This window comes from Flavobacterium ponti, assembly GCF_042652765.1.
Classification (GTDB): domain Bacteria; phylum Bacteroidota; class Bacteroidia; order Flavobacteriales; family Flavobacteriaceae; genus Flavobacterium; species Flavobacterium ponti.
On record NZ_JBHSGW010000025.1, the window covers coordinates 69488 to 87377 of the forward strand.

At 29.9% G+C, this 17890-nt stretch carries 14 protein-coding genes and 1 pseudogene; 12 read left to right on the forward strand and 3 right to left on the reverse strand.

The annotated features are described in order from the left end of the window. Positions 1-9: 9 nt before the first annotated feature. A pseudogene (locus tag ACFO3U_RS08525) lies at positions 10-2672 on the reverse strand (putative LPS assembly protein LptD). Positions 2673-2774: 102 nt separating this feature from the next. Between ACFO3U_RS08525 and ACFO3U_RS08530 the strand changes: the two are divergent. The 10 genes from ACFO3U_RS08530 (at position 2775) to bshA (ending at position 13371) form a co-directional block, all read left to right on the forward strand. Beyond that, complete coding sequence (locus tag ACFO3U_RS08530; protein WP_379740613.1) at positions 2775-3902, forward strand: N-acetylmuramoyl-L-alanine amidase family protein; 1128 nt, start codon at positions 2775-2777, stop codon at positions 3900-3902. Positions 3903-3950: 48 nt separating this feature from the next. After that, positions 3951-4904 carry an MlaD family protein gene (locus ACFO3U_RS08535; RefSeq protein ID WP_379740616.1) on the forward strand — a complete coding sequence of 318 codons (954 nt, stop codon included), beginning with the start codon at positions 3951-3953 and terminating at the stop codon, positions 4902-4904. A gap of 15 nt (positions 4905-4919) precedes the next feature. Continuing rightward, the gene (locus ACFO3U_RS08540; protein ID WP_379740619.1) at positions 4920-6224 is read left to right on the forward strand and encodes a 4Fe-4S dicluster domain-containing protein; all 1305 of its coding nucleotides are present in this window, start codon (positions 4920-4922) and stop codon (positions 6222-6224) included. A gap of 76 nt (positions 6225-6300) precedes the next feature. Further along, positions 6301-6750 (forward strand): LNS2 domain-containing protein, encoded by a 450-nt coding sequence (locus ACFO3U_RS08545; RefSeq protein WP_379740622.1) that lies wholly within the window; start codon positions 6301-6303, stop codon positions 6748-6750. A gap of 49 nt (positions 6751-6799) precedes the next feature. Continuing rightward, a complete protein-coding gene (locus tag ACFO3U_RS08550; RefSeq protein ID WP_379740625.1) occupies positions 6800-7591 on the forward strand; it encodes a (Fe-S)-binding protein in 792 nt (263 codons plus the stop codon). 1 nt (position 7592) lies between these two features. Further along, a complete protein-coding gene (locus ACFO3U_RS08555; RefSeq protein ID WP_379740628.1) occupies positions 7593-8186 on the forward strand; it encodes a hypothetical protein in 594 nt (197 codons plus the stop codon). A 1-nt stretch (position 8187) separates the two neighbouring features. Further along, complete coding sequence (locus ACFO3U_RS08560) at positions 8188-8670, forward strand: ABC transporter ATPase (protein WP_379740631.1); 483 nt, start codon at positions 8188-8190, stop codon at positions 8668-8670. A gap of 59 nt (positions 8671-8729) precedes the next feature. Then, the gene (locus ACFO3U_RS08565; RefSeq protein WP_379740634.1) at positions 8730-11657 is read left to right on the forward strand and encodes a glycoside hydrolase family 3 N-terminal domain-containing protein; all 2928 of its coding nucleotides are present in this window, start codon (positions 8730-8732) and stop codon (positions 11655-11657) included. 52 nt (positions 11658-11709) lie between these two features. Then, the gene (locus tag ACFO3U_RS08570) at positions 11710-12165 is read left to right on the forward strand and encodes a DUF1801 domain-containing protein (RefSeq protein ID WP_379740638.1); all 456 of its coding nucleotides are present in this window, start codon (positions 11710-11712) and stop codon (positions 12163-12165) included. 63 nt (positions 12166-12228) lie between these two features. Further along, a complete protein-coding gene (bshA, locus tag ACFO3U_RS08575; protein ID WP_379740641.1) occupies positions 12229-13371 on the forward strand; it encodes an N-acetyl-alpha-D-glucosaminyl L-malate synthase BshA in 1143 nt (380 codons plus the stop codon). A gap of 57 nt (positions 13372-13428) precedes the next feature. Here bshA and ACFO3U_RS08580 read toward each other — a convergent pair whose 3' ends face one another. Together ACFO3U_RS08580 and ACFO3U_RS08585 are read right to left on the reverse strand one after the other, a co-directional pair. Then, positions 13429-13935, reverse strand: coding sequence for an outer membrane protein (locus ACFO3U_RS08580; RefSeq protein WP_379740644.1), 507 nt, complete (start codon positions 13933-13935; stop codon positions 13429-13431). Between the two features lie 105 nt (positions 13936-14040). Then, a complete protein-coding gene (locus ACFO3U_RS08585; RefSeq protein WP_379740647.1) occupies positions 14041-14841 on the reverse strand; it encodes a hypothetical protein in 801 nt (266 codons plus the stop codon). A 101-nt stretch (positions 14842-14942) separates the two neighbouring features. Between ACFO3U_RS08585 and aroC the strand changes: the two genes are divergently transcribed. Further along, positions 14943-16001 carry a chorismate synthase gene (gene aroC / locus ACFO3U_RS08590; protein WP_379740650.1) on the forward strand — a complete coding sequence of 353 codons (1059 nt, stop codon included), beginning with the start codon at positions 14943-14945 and terminating at the stop codon, positions 15999-16001. Positions 16002-16201: 200 nt separating this feature from the next. Further along, positions 16202-17878 carry a T9SS type A sorting domain-containing protein gene (locus ACFO3U_RS08595; RefSeq protein ID WP_379740653.1) on the forward strand — a complete coding sequence of 559 codons (1677 nt, stop codon included), beginning with the start codon at positions 16202-16204 and terminating at the stop codon, positions 17876-17878. Positions 17879-17890 lie beyond the last annotated feature (12 nt).

Sequence of the window (17890 nt, forward strand, 5' to 3'; positions counted from 1 at the left end):
TTTAATTATTTATCTTAAAACTCTATCAGGAACACGGTTTTTATCCCATTTAATATCACTAAGAACAGAAGAACTGATACCAATGAAGAAGCCCCAATATGCACTTGGACCATAAGGAACCCAATTGAAACTCATTCTCCAACTTTCCAAATCTCTTTCAAATCGAAATTGTGTAAAAGTAACACCATTTTGAGCAAAATCATAACCAGTTGAAACACCAACCTTCCATCTTGGAGCTAATTCAACATTTCCTGAAACCATCAACGAATTATTACTAATTTCACTTTGTCTGTTACTGTTATTGTAGGTTACAGAATAGGCAAATTGTAAATCCCAAGGCAACTTTGTGTTATAAAATTCAGTTGATTTATTTTCGTCATTATCATCTTTATCTTTATCAAAAAGACTTTGTCTGTTATCATTTAAATCGGTTGCTTTACCAAATAAATCATCTGCCCTTCCACCATTAAGCTCATTTTGTGTTTTATTTTTATTTTTTCCATCAGAACCACTACTTGTTAATGAATAATTAATTTGCATATTAGCACTTGTCATTCTAAAAAGACTTCCTCCATTATCAATGTTGAATGTATTAATTCTTCTGCCACTATTATCAATAGCATATGGATCTAAATTTGTAGCAAAATTGACACTCATTTTGTCTTTTAATAAAGTTGTTCCACCACTAACAGAAAGCGGTTGTAAAGCTAAAGAATCAGCTGTTATATTATAAGCTGTTGAAAAGTTTAAGTTACTTAAAAGCATAACTTTTTTAACTTCTTCTTTTCCTGTTGTTTTATCAATTTTTTTGACTTTTGCTTCAAATGAATTTCCTATTCCTAAACCAATACTGCTGGATTTATTTAAGCCAGGAGCACCATAAACTCCACCCTCAAAACGAGTATATTCAGCCATGGTTGTTCCAGTTGCATCAATTGCATAAGTATCATAATATTGATCAAAACTTGGACTGTAATTATACGAAACAGATGGACGTATTACATGTCTTATGGCTTGAATTTTTTTATCTTCTCCAAAATCAAAAGTTCCATAAACGGTTGTTCCTAAACTTGAATTGAAATTATATGTTCTAAAAGCACCAAACTCATTTACTCGAGTTGTTACAACTTGGTTTTCAGTTGGGTTATAAGATTTTCTGACTGTATTAAAAGCCCAAGTTTCATTAAAACTAGTACTAGCACTTACACTAAAATATTTAAATACTTTAAAATTAGTACTCAATGGTATTGAATGTTGAAACCCAGCTTTTGCATCTTTAAACATTTGAGGTTTAAAAAATAAAGAATCGTACGTTACAATATCATTCTTAGCATTTAAGTTATATTGTAAATTAATGTTTTGAAATATTCCCTTTTTAGTACCATTTTTAGGAGCGAAAGGATATATTCTATCAACACTACCCTGAAATGTTGGTAATGTCATATTAATTTGTTCTGTATTTGTATTTTGAGAATGCGTTGCAGTAACCGAAAGATTAACTTGAGGAACAGTTGGAATTGTTTTTGAATAAGATATTGATGAGGATAAATTATTATTTAAAGTAGCACCAATATTTGAAAGATTTAATGAATTTCTAAAATACTGACTACTCGAAACATTTACTGAAGCTGAAAATCTTGAATTAGCAGCAGCTTTTGGGTCTTGACTATGATTCCACTGAATATTATATTGTTTAGATTTAACATAATCAGGAAAACCTCTTTCACTTTGAATCTGATTCTCATATCTAAGATTAACTCTACCGTTAAATTTATAGCGTAAAGCATAACTACTTTCTGCTCTTAAACCATAACTTCCATTGGTATAATAATCTCCTAAAATAGCTAAATCATAAAATTTACTAAGTGCAAAATAATAACCTCCATTTTGTAAAAAATAACCTCTTGAATTATTTTGCCCTGGTGTGGGAAGAATAAATCCAGAAATACTTTCTTCAGACATTGGAAAATAAGCAAAAGGAACACCAATTGGAGTAGGAACATCAGCAATTACGAGATTTGTTAAACCAGTCACTACTTTTTTTCCTGGAACAAACTTAATTTTTCGTGCTAAAAAATAATACTCAGGGTCATCCACATCTTTTGCTGTTGTGAAACGAACATTTTTCATAAAAATAACCGAATCATTCTCTCTTTTGGAAACTTCAGCTTTTAAATTTAACTCTCCTTGTTTGGATTTTGAATTCCAAATGATTGCTTTTTTGGATTTTGTATTAAATCGAATTGAGTCTGGTTCAATTAAATTTTCTCCTTGTTTAAAAGAAGGATATTGAGTATAATTTCCTAGAGAATCTTTTAATCTTCCAGCATTTACTTCATTAGTTTCATAATTTAACACAATAATACCTGCTTTTAATTCGATATCTTGATAGTAAAGTTCGGCTTCATCATATAAAGTCATCTCTTTCTTTCGTTGATCTATCTTTTCGTAACCTTTAGCTTTACGATGGACTATATCTTCTAGGATTGCTTTCTTTTTCTTGGTAGAATCTACTTCAGTACTGTCTTTAATTGTTAATAACTCGTTGGCATTAACTTGTAAAGTCTCTTTTGTAGTAATCTCTTGAGAAAAAGATGCAGTTGTTCCAATTGTTAGAAAAATGGAAAAAAAAACGATATGGATAGTCTTTAAATACAATGCTTTTGTGCTATTTTTGTATAAATGTGGCTTAGTTTTTGAAGGGTCAAACTTACATATATTTTTTTTAAAAATTATAGTGTTAGTAAAATTATAACATTCAATATTTTCAAATTATGAGAATTTTATATCCCAAATCATTTTTTTCAGTAGCAATGCTATTTTTAGTTTGTATTAGTTATGCACAAAATACGAAATTTAAAGTGGTTCTTGATGCTGGACATGGAGGGAAAGATTATGGTGCAACATATCACGGAAACGTTGAAAAAAACATTGCACTAAAAACTGTTTTAAAAGTAGGTGATATTTTAGAGAAAGATCCTAATATTACTGTTGTTTATACTAGAAATAAAGATGTTTTTGTAGAATTAGATGATAGAGCAAACATTGCAAACAAATCAAAAGCAAATATATTTGTCTCCATGCACTGTAATGCTAATAAGAACACCGGTGCTTCTGGTAATGAAACTTATGTAATGGGTATTACTAGAAATGCTTCAAACTTAGAAGTAGCTAAGAAAGAAAACTCAGTAGTTACTTTAGAGGATAATTACGAAATTAAATATGAAGGATTTGACCCTAATTCACCAGAATCAGTTATTGGAATTTCAATTCTCCAAGAAGAATATCGTGAGTTGAGTGTAGAATTAGCAGCTAAAGTTCAACAAGCTTTCACTAAAAAAACTTCTTTTAAAAACAGAGGTGTCAAAGAAGCTGGATTTCTTGTATTGAGAAAAATTACAATGCCAAGAGTTTTAATTGAAATGGGTTTTGTTTCCAATAAAGAAGAAGGAGCATTCCTAAATTCAGAATCAGGTCAAAATAAATTAGCAGAAGCTATCGCTAACTCAATTTTAGAATATAAAAAAGAATATTTCATTTCTTCCTCAAATTCATTGGATAAAAGCGAAGAAAAAGAAGATGAAAAACCAAAAGAAATAATTGTAAAAAAGGAAGAAACTAAAGTAATTAGTACTTCTTCAAACAAAGATAAAATCGTTTTTAAAGTACAAATTTCAGCGAGTAGTAAAAATTTAGAAACTACACCATCTAACTTTAAAGGTTTAAAAAATGTAACTAAAGAAAAAGGTTCTGTAATTTTTAAATATTTTTATGAAGAAGCTGACTCTTATACTGAAGCTCAGAAGAATTTAGTGGAAGCAAAAGAAAAAGGTTTTGATTCAGCTTTTATTGTTGCATTTAAAAATGGAGAAAAAATAAATATTTCAGAAGCATTGAAATAAAACTTGGCTTTATAGTTTTTTAATAATAAATTTGCTAAAAAAGATACTTTGAAATTATCAAGAGAAATTAAAACAGCCATATTAGTTATTTCTGCCATTTTGTTATTCATTTGGGGATATAGCTTTTTAAAAGGAAAAGACCTTTTAACTTCAGACAAGAATGTTTTTGTTGTATACGACAATATTCTAGGTTTGGCACCTTCAGCTCCTGTTACCTTAAATGGTTTCAGAATTGGTAAGGTGAATAAAATCAAAATTAATCCTGATGGAAAATTATTAGTTGAACTTCAGATTCAAAATGATTTTCCAATTTCTAAATCAAGTGTAGCCGAAATTTATGATTCTGGTTTAGTAGGAGGAAAAGAAATAGCTATTATTCCAAATCTTGAAGATAAAAGTGTCATTGATGATGGAGATTTCTTAAAACCTTCTAGAAAGTTAGGGTTAACTGAAAATATTGCCGAAAAATTAGAACCTTTAGAGAAAAAAATCCAATTATTATTAGATAATGCAAATGTAATGTTGGCTAATATTAATCAAGTTTTAGATGCTTCAACACAAGCTAATATTAAAAATAGTTTTGCTGAATTAAATAAAACATTAGCAGAATTTAGTCAATTGTCAAAATCAGCTAATCAAATGATTGCTGAAAACAAGACAAAACTGAATTCAACGATTACTAATTTCGATAAAACATCAGCTAATTTTGCTGCAATGTCAGATTCTTTAGCTAAAGCTAATTTAGGACAAACCGTTAAAAACCTTGAAAAAACGCTTTCTTCAGTAGATAAAATAATGGCTGACATGGAAGCAGGAAATGGAACAATGGGTAAATTAATGAAGGATGATAAAATGTATAATAACTTTACAGATGCTTCAAAAGAATTAGAATTGTTATTACAAGATTTACGTTTACATCCAACAAGATATATAAATGTTTCCCTATTTGGAAAAAAAGAGAAACCTTATATAGCTCCTAAAGAAGAATCATCAAAAGAATAAAAAACATCATTTAAAATGAATTATATCGACAATATTTTATTTGCAATCCTTTTATGTGTTGGAATTGGTTATTTTGCCATGAATGTAAAAAAACTGATTCGAAATATTAAATTAGGAAAAGATGTAAACCGAAAAGACAATCCTTCAGCTCGTTGGAAAAATATGGCTATGATAGCTCTTGGTCAATCAAAAATGGTTAAAAGACCAATTGCAGGTTTTCTTCACATTATAGTATATGCTGGATTTATCATCATTAATATTGAAGTTTTAGAAATCATTATCGATGGTTTATTTGGAACTCATCGTGTATTTTCATTTTTGGGTGGTTTTTATGATTTCTTAATTGGTTCTTTTGAAGTATTAGCTTTACTTGTATTAGTTGCCGTAATTATCTTTTGGGCAAGAAGAAATGCAATTAAATTAAAACGTTTCTGGAATTCAGAAATGAAAGGTTGGCCGAAAAGTGATGGAAATATCATTTTATATTTTGAAATGGTCTTAATGACATTATTCTTGGTAATGAATGCAACAGATGTTCATTTTCAAGCCAATCATTCAGGAAATGTAATTTCTCAATTTATTGCTCCATTATTTTCTAATTTTTCTGTTGAATCATTACATGTAATAGAAAGAACTGCTTGGTGGTTACACATTACAGGTATTTTAGTATTCTTAAATTATTTATACTTTTCTAAACATTTGCATATTTTATTAGCTTTCCCTAATACTTATTTTGCAGATTTAAATCCAAAAGGAGAATTAGACAACCTTGAAAGTGTAACTAATGAAGTAAAATTAATGATGGATCCAAATGTTGATCCGTTCGCTGCTCCTGCAAATCCAGATGCTGTTCCAGGTAAATTTGGAGCTAGTGATGTACAAGATTTAAATTGGGTACAATTATTAAATGCATACACTTGTACAGAATGTGGTCGTTGTACTTCATCATGTCCAGCTAACCAAACTGGAAAAAAATTGTCTCCTCGTAAAATTATGATGGACACAAGAGATAGGTTAGAAGAAGTAGGAAAAAATATAGATGCAAACAAAGGAATTTTTGTAGATGATAACAAATCGTTATTAAACGATTATATCACTACTGAAGAGCTTTGGGCTTGTACATCATGTAACGCTTGTGTAGAAGAATGTCCAGTAAATATCAGTCCTTTATCTATCATTATCGATATGAGAAGATACTTAGTAATGGAACAAAGTGCTGCTCCAATGTCTTTAAATGCTATGATGTCTAATATTGAAAACAATGGTGCTCCATGGCAATATAACCAACAAGACAGATTAAACTGGAAAGACGAAAATTAAGATAACAATAAGAATATTTTCATAAACGTGAGACTTGGAAATGTTAATATAAATTTGAAACAATTAATTAACAAAAATGAAAACTGAAGACATCAACAAAAACTTAAAAGAGTTAACGATTAATGGTGAAAAACTAAGTCCAATTTTACCAGAAGGAATAAAAAATTATCTTATTGATATTGACGGAACAATCTGTGATGATATTCCAAATGAAGAGCCAGAAAGAATGGCAACAGCAGCTGTTTATCCTGATGCTTTGAAAACATTAAATGGTTGGTATGATGAAGGTCATATTATATTTTTCTTTACTTCAAGAACCGAAGAACATAGAAAAGTCACTGAAGAATGGTTGAAAAAATTTGGTTTCAAATATCATGGAATGTTAATGGGAAAACCTCGTGGAGGAAACTACCACTGGATTGACAATCATTTGGTAAAAGCAACTAGGTATAGAGGAAAATTTACTGATTTAGTAGAAAAAGAAGTTACGATTCAAGTTTTTGACGACGAACATCACGAAAAATAGTTAAACAGTTTAACAACTCAATAGTTAAACAATTAAACATATAAAAAATATGTCAGAAAATTTAGTAGTTCCAACAATGGCAGAAATGTTAGCTCAAGGCAAACAACCCGAAGTTTTATTTTGGGTAGGCTGTTCTGGAAGTTTTGATGATAGAGCTAAAAAAATAACAAAAGCATTCGTTAGAATTTTAAATCGTGCAAAAGTTGACTTTGCCGTTTTAGGAACTGAAGAAAGTTGTACTGGTGATCCTGCAAAAAGAGCAGGAAATGAATTCTTGTTCCAAATGCAAGCGATGATGAACATTGAAGTTTTAAATGGTTATGAAGTTGGAAAAATAGTTACTGCTTGTCCTCACTGTTTCAATACAATTAAAAATGAATATCCTGAATTAGGTGGAAAATATGATGTTATGCATCACACTCAATTTCTTAAATCATTATTAGATGATGGAAGATTAACTATTGAAGGTGGACAGTTTAAAGGAAAACGTATTACATTTCACGATCCATGCTATTTAGGAAGAGCTAACAACGTTTATGAAGCTCCAAGAGATTTAATTGAAAAATTAGATGTTGAATTGGTTGAAATGAAACGTTCAAAAGCCAATGGACTTTGTTGTGGAGCTGGTGGAGCACAAATGTTTAAAGATGCTGAACCAGGAAACAAAGAAGTAAACATTGAAAGAACAGAAGATGCTATGGAAACCAAGCCAGATATTATTGCTGCTGGTTGTCCATTTTGTAATACGATGATGACTGATGGAGTAAAAGTAAAAGAAAAAGAAGGTTCAGTAAAAGTATTAGACATTGCTGAATTAATTGCTAACGCTCAAGATTTATAACATGAAGAAGGCAGTTTTATTTTTTGTTTTAAGTTCATTTTCCATGTTTTCTCAAGATGTTAAAGATATAATAGCAAAAGAGACTTGCGAATGTTCTACAAAGTTAGATTTGAGCACTATGAGTAGTGATGATCTAGAATTAAATTTTGGATTATGTATGCTTGAGTCTTATAATAATCATATCGATGAGTTTTCTGAAAGTGAAAAATTAGATTTTGAGAACAGTACTCAAATGGAAAAATTTGGAGAGCAAATTGCCTTAAAAATGCTTACTTTTTGTCCAGATGTTATATTAAAATTAGGTGAAGGTTATGGTGATGATGAAAGTGAAACTTCTACTGATTTATCTATTGAAGGTACATTTAACGCAACTAGTACCACAGGGTCTTTTTTTACAATTAGTATTAAAGAGTCTAACGGTAAATTGACAAATTTAGTTTTACTAGATAATTTTGATAATTCATATTTAATTGTTGATAAAGTAATTAAAAAAAATGAAGCTGTTAATGTTACTTATTACGAAGTTGAGTTGTTTGACATGAAGTTAAATCGATTTGTTACCACTAAAATTATAACAAATATTACAAAAAAATAAAATGTATATTCCTTTCGAAGATTTACCAGGTCACTCCAAAATATGGATTTATCAAGCCAACAGAAAGTTATCTGATAATGAAGTTGCTGAAATAACTGAAGCTACTAAAGAATTTGTTGAAAATTGGGCTGCTCATGGAACATCACTTGAAGCTTCTTTTGTAGTGAAGTACAATCGTTTCATTATTTTAGCTGTTAATCAAGATGTTCAAGCAGCAACCGGTTGTTCTATTGATAGTTCGGTGCAATTTATTCAAAGTTTAGAAGCAAAATACGAAATCGACTTGTTAGATAAAATGAATGTAACTTATAAAACAGGTGAATTTATTGCTTTCAAAACACTAATCGAATTCAAACAATTAGCCAAAAGTAAATCTGTTTCTGAAAATACAATTGTTTTCAATAATTTAGTCAATACTATAGAAGAATGGCAAGATTTTTGGGAAGTTCCTGCTAATGAGAGTTGGCACAGTAGATTTTTCTAAAAGATACTTATACAATCATCATTATTGTCTTATTTAATGATGATTTTTAATTTATACCTATGTTAAAATATAATTTAGTCTTATTATTTGTCTTAGTTTCCCTTTTTAATTACAACAGACCCATACATTTTTCTGAAAAAGAAAAAATTGAGGTCAAAGATATTTATGAAGAGCAACGATGGATTGATAGTGTCTATAAAAAAATGACTTTTGAAGAAAAAGTGGGTCAACTATTTATGGTAGCTGCTTATTCTAATAAAGACGAAGCTCATTACAGAAGCATAGACAAATTAGTGACCGATTATAAAATAGGAGGTTTAATCTTTTTTCAAGGTGGACCAGTTCGTCAGGCAGAATTAACTAACAGGTACCAAAGCAAATCAAAAGTTCCAATGTTGGTCGGAATTGACGCAGAATGGGGTTTGAGTATGCGTTTAGACTCTACGTATAAATATCCTTGGAACATGACACTTGGTGCTATTAAAGATAATTCACTTATTGAAAAAATGGGTGAACAAATGGCCGAACAATCTAAACGTTTGGGTATAAATTTTACATTTTCTCCAGTTGTTGATATTAATACCAATTCAAATAATCCAATTATTGGAAATCGTTCTTTTGGAGAAACGCGTGAAATTGTTGCAGACAAAGCTTTGGCTTATATGAATGGACTTCAAAAAAATGGTGTTTTTGCTACGGCTAAGCATTTTCCTGGACACGGAGATACTTCTTCAGATTCACATCATACATTGCCAACTGTAGCCTTTTCAAAAGCTAGAATTGATAGTGTTGAGATTTATCCTTACAGAAAATTAATTGAAAAAGGATTAGCTAGTGTTATGGTCGCTCATTTAAATGTTCCTAGTTTGGAATCTCAAGAAAATTTACCTTCATCGCTTTCTAGTAAAGTAGTTACTGATATTTTAAAAAATGATTTAAAATTTAATGGTCTAATTTTTACAGATGCTTTGAATATGAAAGGAGCAAGTAACTTCAAACAACCTGGAGATATTGATTTAGCTGCTTTTTTAGCAGGAAATGATGTTTTACTTTTTGCTGAAGATGTTCCAAAAGCAGTATTAAAATTTAAAGAAGCTTTTAAAAAGAAGACATTAACTGAAAAACGTTTGGCTTATTCTGTAAAAAAGATTTTAAAATACAAATTTAAAGCAGGTTTAAAACATTACAAACCTATTGCATTAGAAAATTTATATGAAGATTTAAATAAATCAGAATATGATGCTTTAAATGAGAAATTGTTTGAAAATGCCATTACAACTTTACAAAATAAAGATGAAATTATTCCAATAACCTCTTTAAAAACAGAGAAAATAGCTTATGTAAAAATAGGAGATGACTCTAGTGATGTTTTTCTTAATTACCTCAATGAATATGCAAAAGTTGACGAAATTAAGGAAAGTACAATAGAATTGACTTTAGCAAAATTACAAGAATATACCAAAGTAATTATTGGTTTTCATAAAGCAGATAATATTTGGAAGAAAAACAATCCAACATTTGAAGAAATTCGTTGGATTAATTCAATTTTAAAGCAAAAGAAAACAATTTTAACGTTTTTCACAAGACCCTATTCATTACCACCAACATTAGATTATGCTTCATTAGAAGGTTTAATAATGGCTTATCAAAACAATAATTTTACGCAGAAAATTGTCCCTGAAATTATTTTTGGTTCAACGGCTTCTAAAGGAAGAATTCCGGTTTCAATTAATGACAATTTCACAGTAAATTCAGGAATTGATACTAAAGAAATGAAACGTTTAGGTTTCGATGTTCCAGAAAATCAAGGAATTGATGGAAGTAACTTATCTAAAATTGATTCAATTGTAAAAATGGCAATTGATCAAAAAATGACACCTGGAGCTCAAATTGTTATTGCTAGAAGAGGAAAAGTTATCTACCAAAAATCTTTTGGAAATCATACCTATACAGATAATATTCCTGTTCAAGATGATGATTTATATGATGTTGCTTCTTTAACTAAAATACTTTCAACTTTACCAAATCTAATGCAAGTATATGACAAAGAAGAAATAACTTTAGATGAAAAATTAGGAAATATGTTGCCTGTTTTTAAAGGTTCTAATAAAGAAGATGCTACCTTGTTAGATATGTTGACTCATCAAGCTCGTTTTCAACCTTGGGAAGCATTTTATTTAAAGACTCTTGATGAAACAAAACATCCTAATGCAAAGTTTTATAGAAAAACACAATCCAAAGAGTTTCCATACAAAGTTGCAGAGAATTTATACCTAAGAAAAGACTTCAACGATACAATTATAAACACTATTGCCAATAGTAAGTTATTGCCTTCAAAACAGTATAAATACAGTGATTTTTCATTTATTTTATTAAAAGAATATTTAGAGCTTAAAACACAAAAGAAATTAGATGTTTTAGCCAATAATAATTTTTATAGTTTAATGGGAATGAATCATACTACTTATAAACCTTTAGAGAAATTTCCTTTAAACCAAATCATTCCTACTGAAGAAGATAAATATTATAGATATCAAACTGTTCAAGGAAATGTGCATGATATGGCTGCAGCTATGCAAGGAGGAGTTTCGGGTCATGCTGGTTTATTTTCAAATGCATTAGATGTTGCCAAAATGATGCAAATGTATTTGCAAAACGGAACGTATGGAAACAACAGATTCTTTTCAGAAAAAACAATGAATGCTTTTAATACATGCTATTTTTGTGATGAAGACAATAGAAGAGGAGTTGGTTTTGATAAACCTCAATTAGGAACAGCTGGACCAACATGTGGTTGTTTATCAATGACAAGTTTTGGACACACTGGTTTTACAGGTACAATGGCTTGGGCTGATCCAGAAAAAGAAATTGTTTATGTATTTTTATCGAACAGAACGTATCCTGATTCAAATGCTGCTAACAGATTATCAAGAGCTAATATTAGAGAAAATATTCAGAAAATTATTTATGAAAGTATTAGAGATTAATAGATAATAAAATAGTTCGAAAAGTTTACCAATCTACAAAATCTAAAAAAAAATGACATCTAAAGCTACAACACCAGAACAGTATATTCAAGAATTACCTGAAGATAGAGTAGAAGCTATTACTAAATTACGCAAAGTAATTAATGAAAATTTACCCAAAGGTTTCAAAGAACAAATGACTTATGGAATGATTGGTTATGTTGTTCCTCATTCTATTTATCCAGCAGGTTATCATTGTACACCAGAGTTGCCTTTACCTTTTATGAGTTTTGCTTCTCAAAAAAACAGTGTAAATTTCTACCACATGGGAATTTATGCAAAGCCTGAATTACTTAACTGGTTTACAACTGAATTTCCAAAACACTGTAAAGCCAAACTAGATATGGGAAAAAGTTGTGTCAGATTCAAAAAAATGGATCAAATTCCTTATGATTTGATTGGAGAATTGGTTCAAAAAATGTCAGTTGAAGATTGGATAAACTGTTATGAAGCTAACTTAAAACGATAATTTAACAAACTTTTATTTTCAGTTCTTTTTATTAGTATTAATTTTATAGAAAATAAAAAAAGAATGAAAATCGCTATAGTTTGTTACCCAACTTTTGGTGGTAGTGGTGTTGTCGCTACCGAATTAGGTTTAGAATTAGCCAAAAAAGGTCACGAAATCCATTTTATAACTTACAGTCAACCTGTACGTTTAGCTCTTTTAAATAAAAATTTGCATTACCACGAAGTGCATGTTCCAGAATATCCTTTATTTCATTATCAACCTTATGAATTAGCTCTATCTAGCAAACTAGTTGACATGGTTAAACTTTATAAAATTGATGTTTTGCATGTACATTATGCAATTCCTCATGCTTATGCTGGTTACATGGCCAAAAAAATGTTAGAAGACGAAGGAATAAAAATTCCTATGATTACTACACTTCATGGAACAGATATTACTTTGGTAGGAAATCATCCTTTTTATAAACCAGCTGTTAGTTTTAGCATCAATAAATCTGATATTGTAACCAGTGTTTCCAGTAGTTTAAGAGATGATACCTATCGTCTTTTTGATATCAAAAAAGAAATTATTGTAATACCAAACTTTATAGAACCTAATAAATCTTCTTCTGAAGAGATTTTAAGTTGCAAGCGAAGTATGATGGCTAAAGAAGATGAAAAAATCATTACACATATTTCAAATTTTAGAAAGGTAAAGCGTATTGATGATATTGTGAAAATCTTCTATAACATTCAGAAGGAAATTCCGGCCAAATTAATGATGGTTGGTGAAGGCCCAGAAAAACAAATGGCAGAAGATTTATGTTATTCTCTAGGAATTTATGATAAAGTTGTATTCTTTGGAAACAGTTCTGAAATTGATAAAATTTTATGTTATTCTGATTTATTTTTATTACCATCTGAAACCGAAAGTTTTGGATTAGCTGCTTTAGAAGCAATGGCTTGTGGAGTTCCAGTAATATCAAGTAATTCTGGAGGTTTACCTGAAGTAAACATTGAAGGTTATTCAGGTTATTTGAGCGATGTTGGAGATGTTAATGCAATGAGTAAAAATGCTATTTCTATTTTAAGTGATGAAGTCAAACTAAAACAATTTAAAATAAATGCAAAAGAAGTAGCTTCTCGATTTGATATTTTAAACATTGTTCCAATGTATGAAGAAGTATATCAACAAGCTATTGATAAGTATACAGAAAAAGTATAATTAAAAGTATAAAAAAACCACTCAAATTGAGTGGTTTTTTTTTGGTTTGATTTAAAATTAATTAAATCTATATCTGATACCTAATGCAATGTCTGGTCCAAAATTATCTTCTCTATAGTCATCTGAATTGAAATACAATTCTGGTCTAATGTCTAATGAAAGTTGAATTGGAGCTTCATCGAAGTTATATTCTATACCTAAATCTCCAGCTACAAATAAAATAGTTCCACTATCTTTATATCTATCGTTACCAATTCTTCTGTCATAACTCCAGCTTCCAATTCCTCCACCAACACCAGCATACCAGTTGAAACCACCTTCAATGTTCCAAACCCATTGGTATAAACCAGCTAGTTTAAATGCATCAACATCTTTACTATTTCTAAATCCTAAATCTAATTCTAAACGGTTGTTACCTGATAAACCTCTTTGGTATGAAATTTCACCTCCAAAACCATCATTGTCACCTAATCTAAGACCTAAAGCATTTTTCGAAATGTCTTGAGCGTTTGCGCTAATTGCTATTCCGAATAGCATAACTGCAGATAAAAGTAATTTTTTCATATTCTTAAATTTTAAATTTGTTATACAAAAGTAAATGAAATGTTAATTACAATTTTACAGTATTGTCATTTTTTATTTCAAAATTTACATTTTTACTATAAAAAACTAATTTATTAGATAAACATCTAAAAATTCCTCTTGTGTTTGACTTCCAGAAGAAGGAATTGGTAATTGAACTTGCGGAGGAAGTGTATTTAATACATAAGTAATATTTGTTTGATTATAAACCATTCCAATATTTTTGCTGTAATGTTGTGTTGAAACTAAAACGTCTTGAGCAGGCATTACAATGAATGCTATTCCAGAATAATTAGCTGTTATTTTTAAATTCAATATTACTTTCGTTTTTGTAATATCTGAATAAGTATTTCCATTTGATGTTAGTGAACTTTGTGCACCATCCGCAACAGATTTTAAGGTATAATCAAAAGTTAAGGGATAACCGTTATAATCTTTTGTAAATGAGCCATTTGTTGAACTTAACTCTTCACCAGCTGATGCATTTTCTTTTAAAATAATAAAATCAGAAACTGAAAAAGATAGAGCAGTAGGTAAACCAGCAGCAAAGTTGACTGATCCAGAAATTCTCATTTTATTTCCATCAATTCTTAATCCATTATCTTTTAAAGTTCCAGAAAAGAATCCATTGGCAATGTTTTCAGTTTTCATCTTTTTATATGTAACTGTATTTATCAGGGTGTCATTAGCTGCATATACAGAATCTCTGGCAAAAGATTCAGGTGTTTGAGTCGTTTGGTGATTAAAAACATCATAAGTCCAATAATTTCCTGATGTAATTGGTAATGAAGTTGCTGGAGCTCCATTGTCTTCACCAGAAGAATCATCTGAACTGCATGAAAAAGTAAAAATTGAAAGTCCTAGTAAAAGAAATAATTTAGTTTTCATTGTGATTTATTTTTTTGCTAATATACTTAAAAAATAGTTCCATTGGAATCTATAACTATTTATGCTATAATTTTTTTACATTTGTTTACTAATTAAATGCTATGTCTGGAAACACTTTTGGAAAAATTTTTAAGCTAACTACTTTTGGAGAATCACATGGTGAAGCAATAGGAGGAATTATTGATGGTTGTCCTGCTGGAATTGAACTTGACTTTGAAGCTATTAAAAAAGATATGCAAAGAAGAAAACCTGGTCAGTCTGCCATTGTTACCCAAAGAAAAGAGGAAGATAATGTCCAATTTCTTTCTGGAATATTTGAAGGAAAAACTACGGGAACTCCAATAGGTTTTATAATTCCAAATACCAATCAAAAGTCAAATGATTATTCTGATATAAAAAACACCTATCGTCCAAGTCATGCTGATTATGTTTACGAAAAGAAATATGGTATAAGAGATTATAGAGGTGGTGGAAGAAGTTCAGCTAGGGAAACTGCCAGTAGAGTAGTTGGTGGAGCAATTGCCAAACAAATTATCCCAGAAATAGAAATTACAGCTTTTGTTTCTTCTGTTGGAGATATATTTATAGACAAGCCTTATCAAGAGTTAGATTTTTCTAAAATTGAAAGTAATCCTGTTCGTTGCCCTGATGAAGCTACAGCTTTAAAAATGGAAAACTACATAAAGGAAATAAAAAAACAAGGTGATACTGTTGGTGGAACAATAATGTGTGTGATTCAAAATGTACCCATTGGACTAGGAGAACCTGTTTTTGATAAATTACATGCAGAGTTAGGTAAAGCTATGTTATCAATTAATGCAGTAAAAGGTATTGAATTTGGTAGTGGTTTTTGTGGAGCAAAAATGAAAGGAAGTGAACACAATGATTTGCAAAATACAGACGGAACAACAAAAACAAACCTTTCTGGTGGAATTCAAGGAGGAATTAGTAACGGAATGGATATCTATTTTCGAATAGCTTTCAAACCTGTGGCCACTTTAATACAAAAGCAAGAAGTATTATCTAATACAAACGAAATTATTGAACTACAAGGAAAAGGTAGACATGATCCATGTGTATTACCAAGAGCAGTTCCAATTGTTGAAGCTATGGCAGCTTTAGTATTAGCTGATTATAATGCATTAAATAATTGTAAGTAAATTACTATTTTCTTTAAATTTTTAAATTTGATTTTTTTTAAATTTTATACATTATTAGAAGTAATTTAATATTTTTTTTAATTATACTTAATTTTAAGTTTGATTTTTTAACATTAAACAAAGTGTTTTGTAAAAATTTAAATAGTATTTTCAAAGTAATAAATGATTTAATTTTGTATAAACTTTAAATTAATTAATTTATGAAAAAAATTACTCAAACAATTAAATTTTTATCACTAGTAATTCTATGCTTAGGTGCAACTTTTTCTGTATCAGCACAAAATGATTATTATCCAATAATTTCTGGAGCATCTACATCTGGTAACGGAAGAGCTCCTCAAGGTGGAAGAAACGTCTCTAGAAGTGTTTGGTTATTAACAGCTGCAGAAATGGCTGCTTCTGGTTTTGTAACAGGAGATAATATTAGTGGTCTAGGATTTACATATCAAACAGCACAAGATATAGCTACAACAGGAACTATGGTTGTTTATTTACAAAATACTGCAGATGTTGCAAATAATAAGAGTACAACTTGGGCAACTGCAATATCAGGTATGACAACTGCTTCGAATGGCTCTATAACTATTCCAAATACGGTTGGTGAATTTAATTATGTTTTTTCTGGTGGAAGTAGTTTTACTTACAGTGGAGGAGCTTTGTATGTTGCTTTTGATTATCAAAATTCAGGAACTGTTTCTGCTACTACAAACATTGCATTGTGTAATACAAGTTTAACAAATGGTTTAAAAGGAGCAATTTCTGCTGCAGGTGTAACAACTCCTCCTGCAACAATAACTTCATCTAGTTTTAGACCAGAAACAAGACTAGCAAAACCTGTAAGTTGTGCTAGACCAACAAATTTATCAAGTAATCTAGCTTCTGCTACATTAAATAGTGCATCATTATCATGGAATCCAGTTGGAGGTGCTAATGTGGATCTTGAATATGGAGCGTATAATTATACAGTAGGTACAGGAACAACTTTAACATCGGTAACAAGTCCTTACACACTATCAGGACTTACAGATAGTACAGTATACGATTACTATGTAAGAACTAATTGTGGTTCAGGATACAGTATTTGGAATGGCCCTTATGCCTTTAATACATTATTTACTCCAGCAAATGTTCCTTACAATACAAGTTTTGAACAAGAACAATTACCTTTTGTTGGATGGTCAACTCCAAATACAACTCCAGTTACAGGTGATTGGTCTATAGGGAATTATGGAGCAGGAGTATTGGTTCAAGATGGAGTTTCATCTGTGGCTTCAATTACTCCAGCTACTACTGCAGCAGACAATTGGATGTTTTCTAGAGGGATGAATTTAGTTGGAGGAAGTTTAGTTACAATTACTTACTACATTAGCAACTATCAAGCTACAACAACAGCAACAGGAAGTTATCAACTAACAGTTGGAAATGCTCAATCTATAGCTTCTCAAACTCAAGTTTTAGCAACTGAAACAGGTTTAAATGTTGCAGCCTTTACTTTAAAAACATTTACTTTTACACCTGCAACAAGTGGTGTATATTACTTTGGATTTAGAAATAACACACCAGCAAATGCTACTGGAACTCATGCATTAATTGTAGATAACTTTTCAGTGAGTCAAGTTTTATCCAATGATAAATTTATAGAATCTAATTTTTCAATTTATCCAAACCCTGTTAAAAGTACTTTAAACATTCAAAATGAATTATTTAATGAATCGTTTAATGTTACTATTTCAGATTTAAATGGAAGAACCATAAAAAACATTAATTCTTCTAACAACGATTTAACTATCGACATGAATGATATCCAAAATGGTATATATTTAGTTTCAGTTAAAACAGAAAAAGGTAGTTTTGTTAAGAAAATTGTGAAAAATTAATATTGTACCTCA

Coding starts and splice junctions, on each gene's coding strand:
- ACFO3U_RS08580 (WP_379740644.1), bottom strand. CDS start 13,935: ATGAAAAAATTACTTTTATCTGCAGTTATGCTATTCGGAATAGCAATT.
- bshA (WP_379740641.1), top strand. CDS start 12,229: ATGAAAATCGCTATAGTTTGTTACCCAACTTTTGGTGGTAGTGGTGTT.
- ACFO3U_RS08550 (WP_379740625.1), top strand. CDS start 6,800: ATGTCAGAAAATTTAGTAGTTCCAACAATGGCAGAAATGTTAGCTCAA.
- ACFO3U_RS08560 (WP_379740631.1), top strand. CDS start 8,188: ATGTATATTCCTTTCGAAGATTTACCAGGTCACTCCAAAATATGGATT.
- ACFO3U_RS08570 (WP_379740638.1), top strand. CDS start 11,710: ATGACATCTAAAGCTACAACACCAGAACAGTATATTCAAGAATTACCT.
- ACFO3U_RS08540 (WP_379740619.1), top strand. CDS start 4,920: ATGAATTATATCGACAATATTTTATTTGCAATCCTTTTATGTGTTGGA.
- ACFO3U_RS08555 (WP_379740628.1), top strand. CDS start 7,593: ATGAAGAAGGCAGTTTTATTTTTTGTTTTAAGTTCATTTTCCATGTTT.
- aroC (WP_379740650.1), top strand. CDS start 14,943: ATGTCTGGAAACACTTTTGGAAAAATTTTTAAGCTAACTACTTTTGGA.
- ACFO3U_RS08530 (WP_379740613.1), top strand. CDS start 2,775: ATGAGAATTTTATATCCCAAATCATTTTTTTCAGTAGCAATGCTATTT.
- ACFO3U_RS08595 (WP_379740653.1), top strand. CDS start 16,202: ATGAAAAAAATTACTCAAACAATTAAATTTTTATCACTAGTAATTCTA.
- ACFO3U_RS08545 (WP_379740622.1), top strand. CDS start 6,301: ATGAAAACTGAAGACATCAACAAAAACTTAAAAGAGTTAACGATTAAT.
- ACFO3U_RS08565 (WP_379740634.1), top strand. CDS start 8,730: ATGTTAAAATATAATTTAGTCTTATTATTTGTCTTAGTTTCCCTTTTT.
- ACFO3U_RS08585 (WP_379740647.1), bottom strand. CDS start 14,841: ATGAAAACTAAATTATTTCTTTTACTAGGACTTTCAATTTTTACTTTT.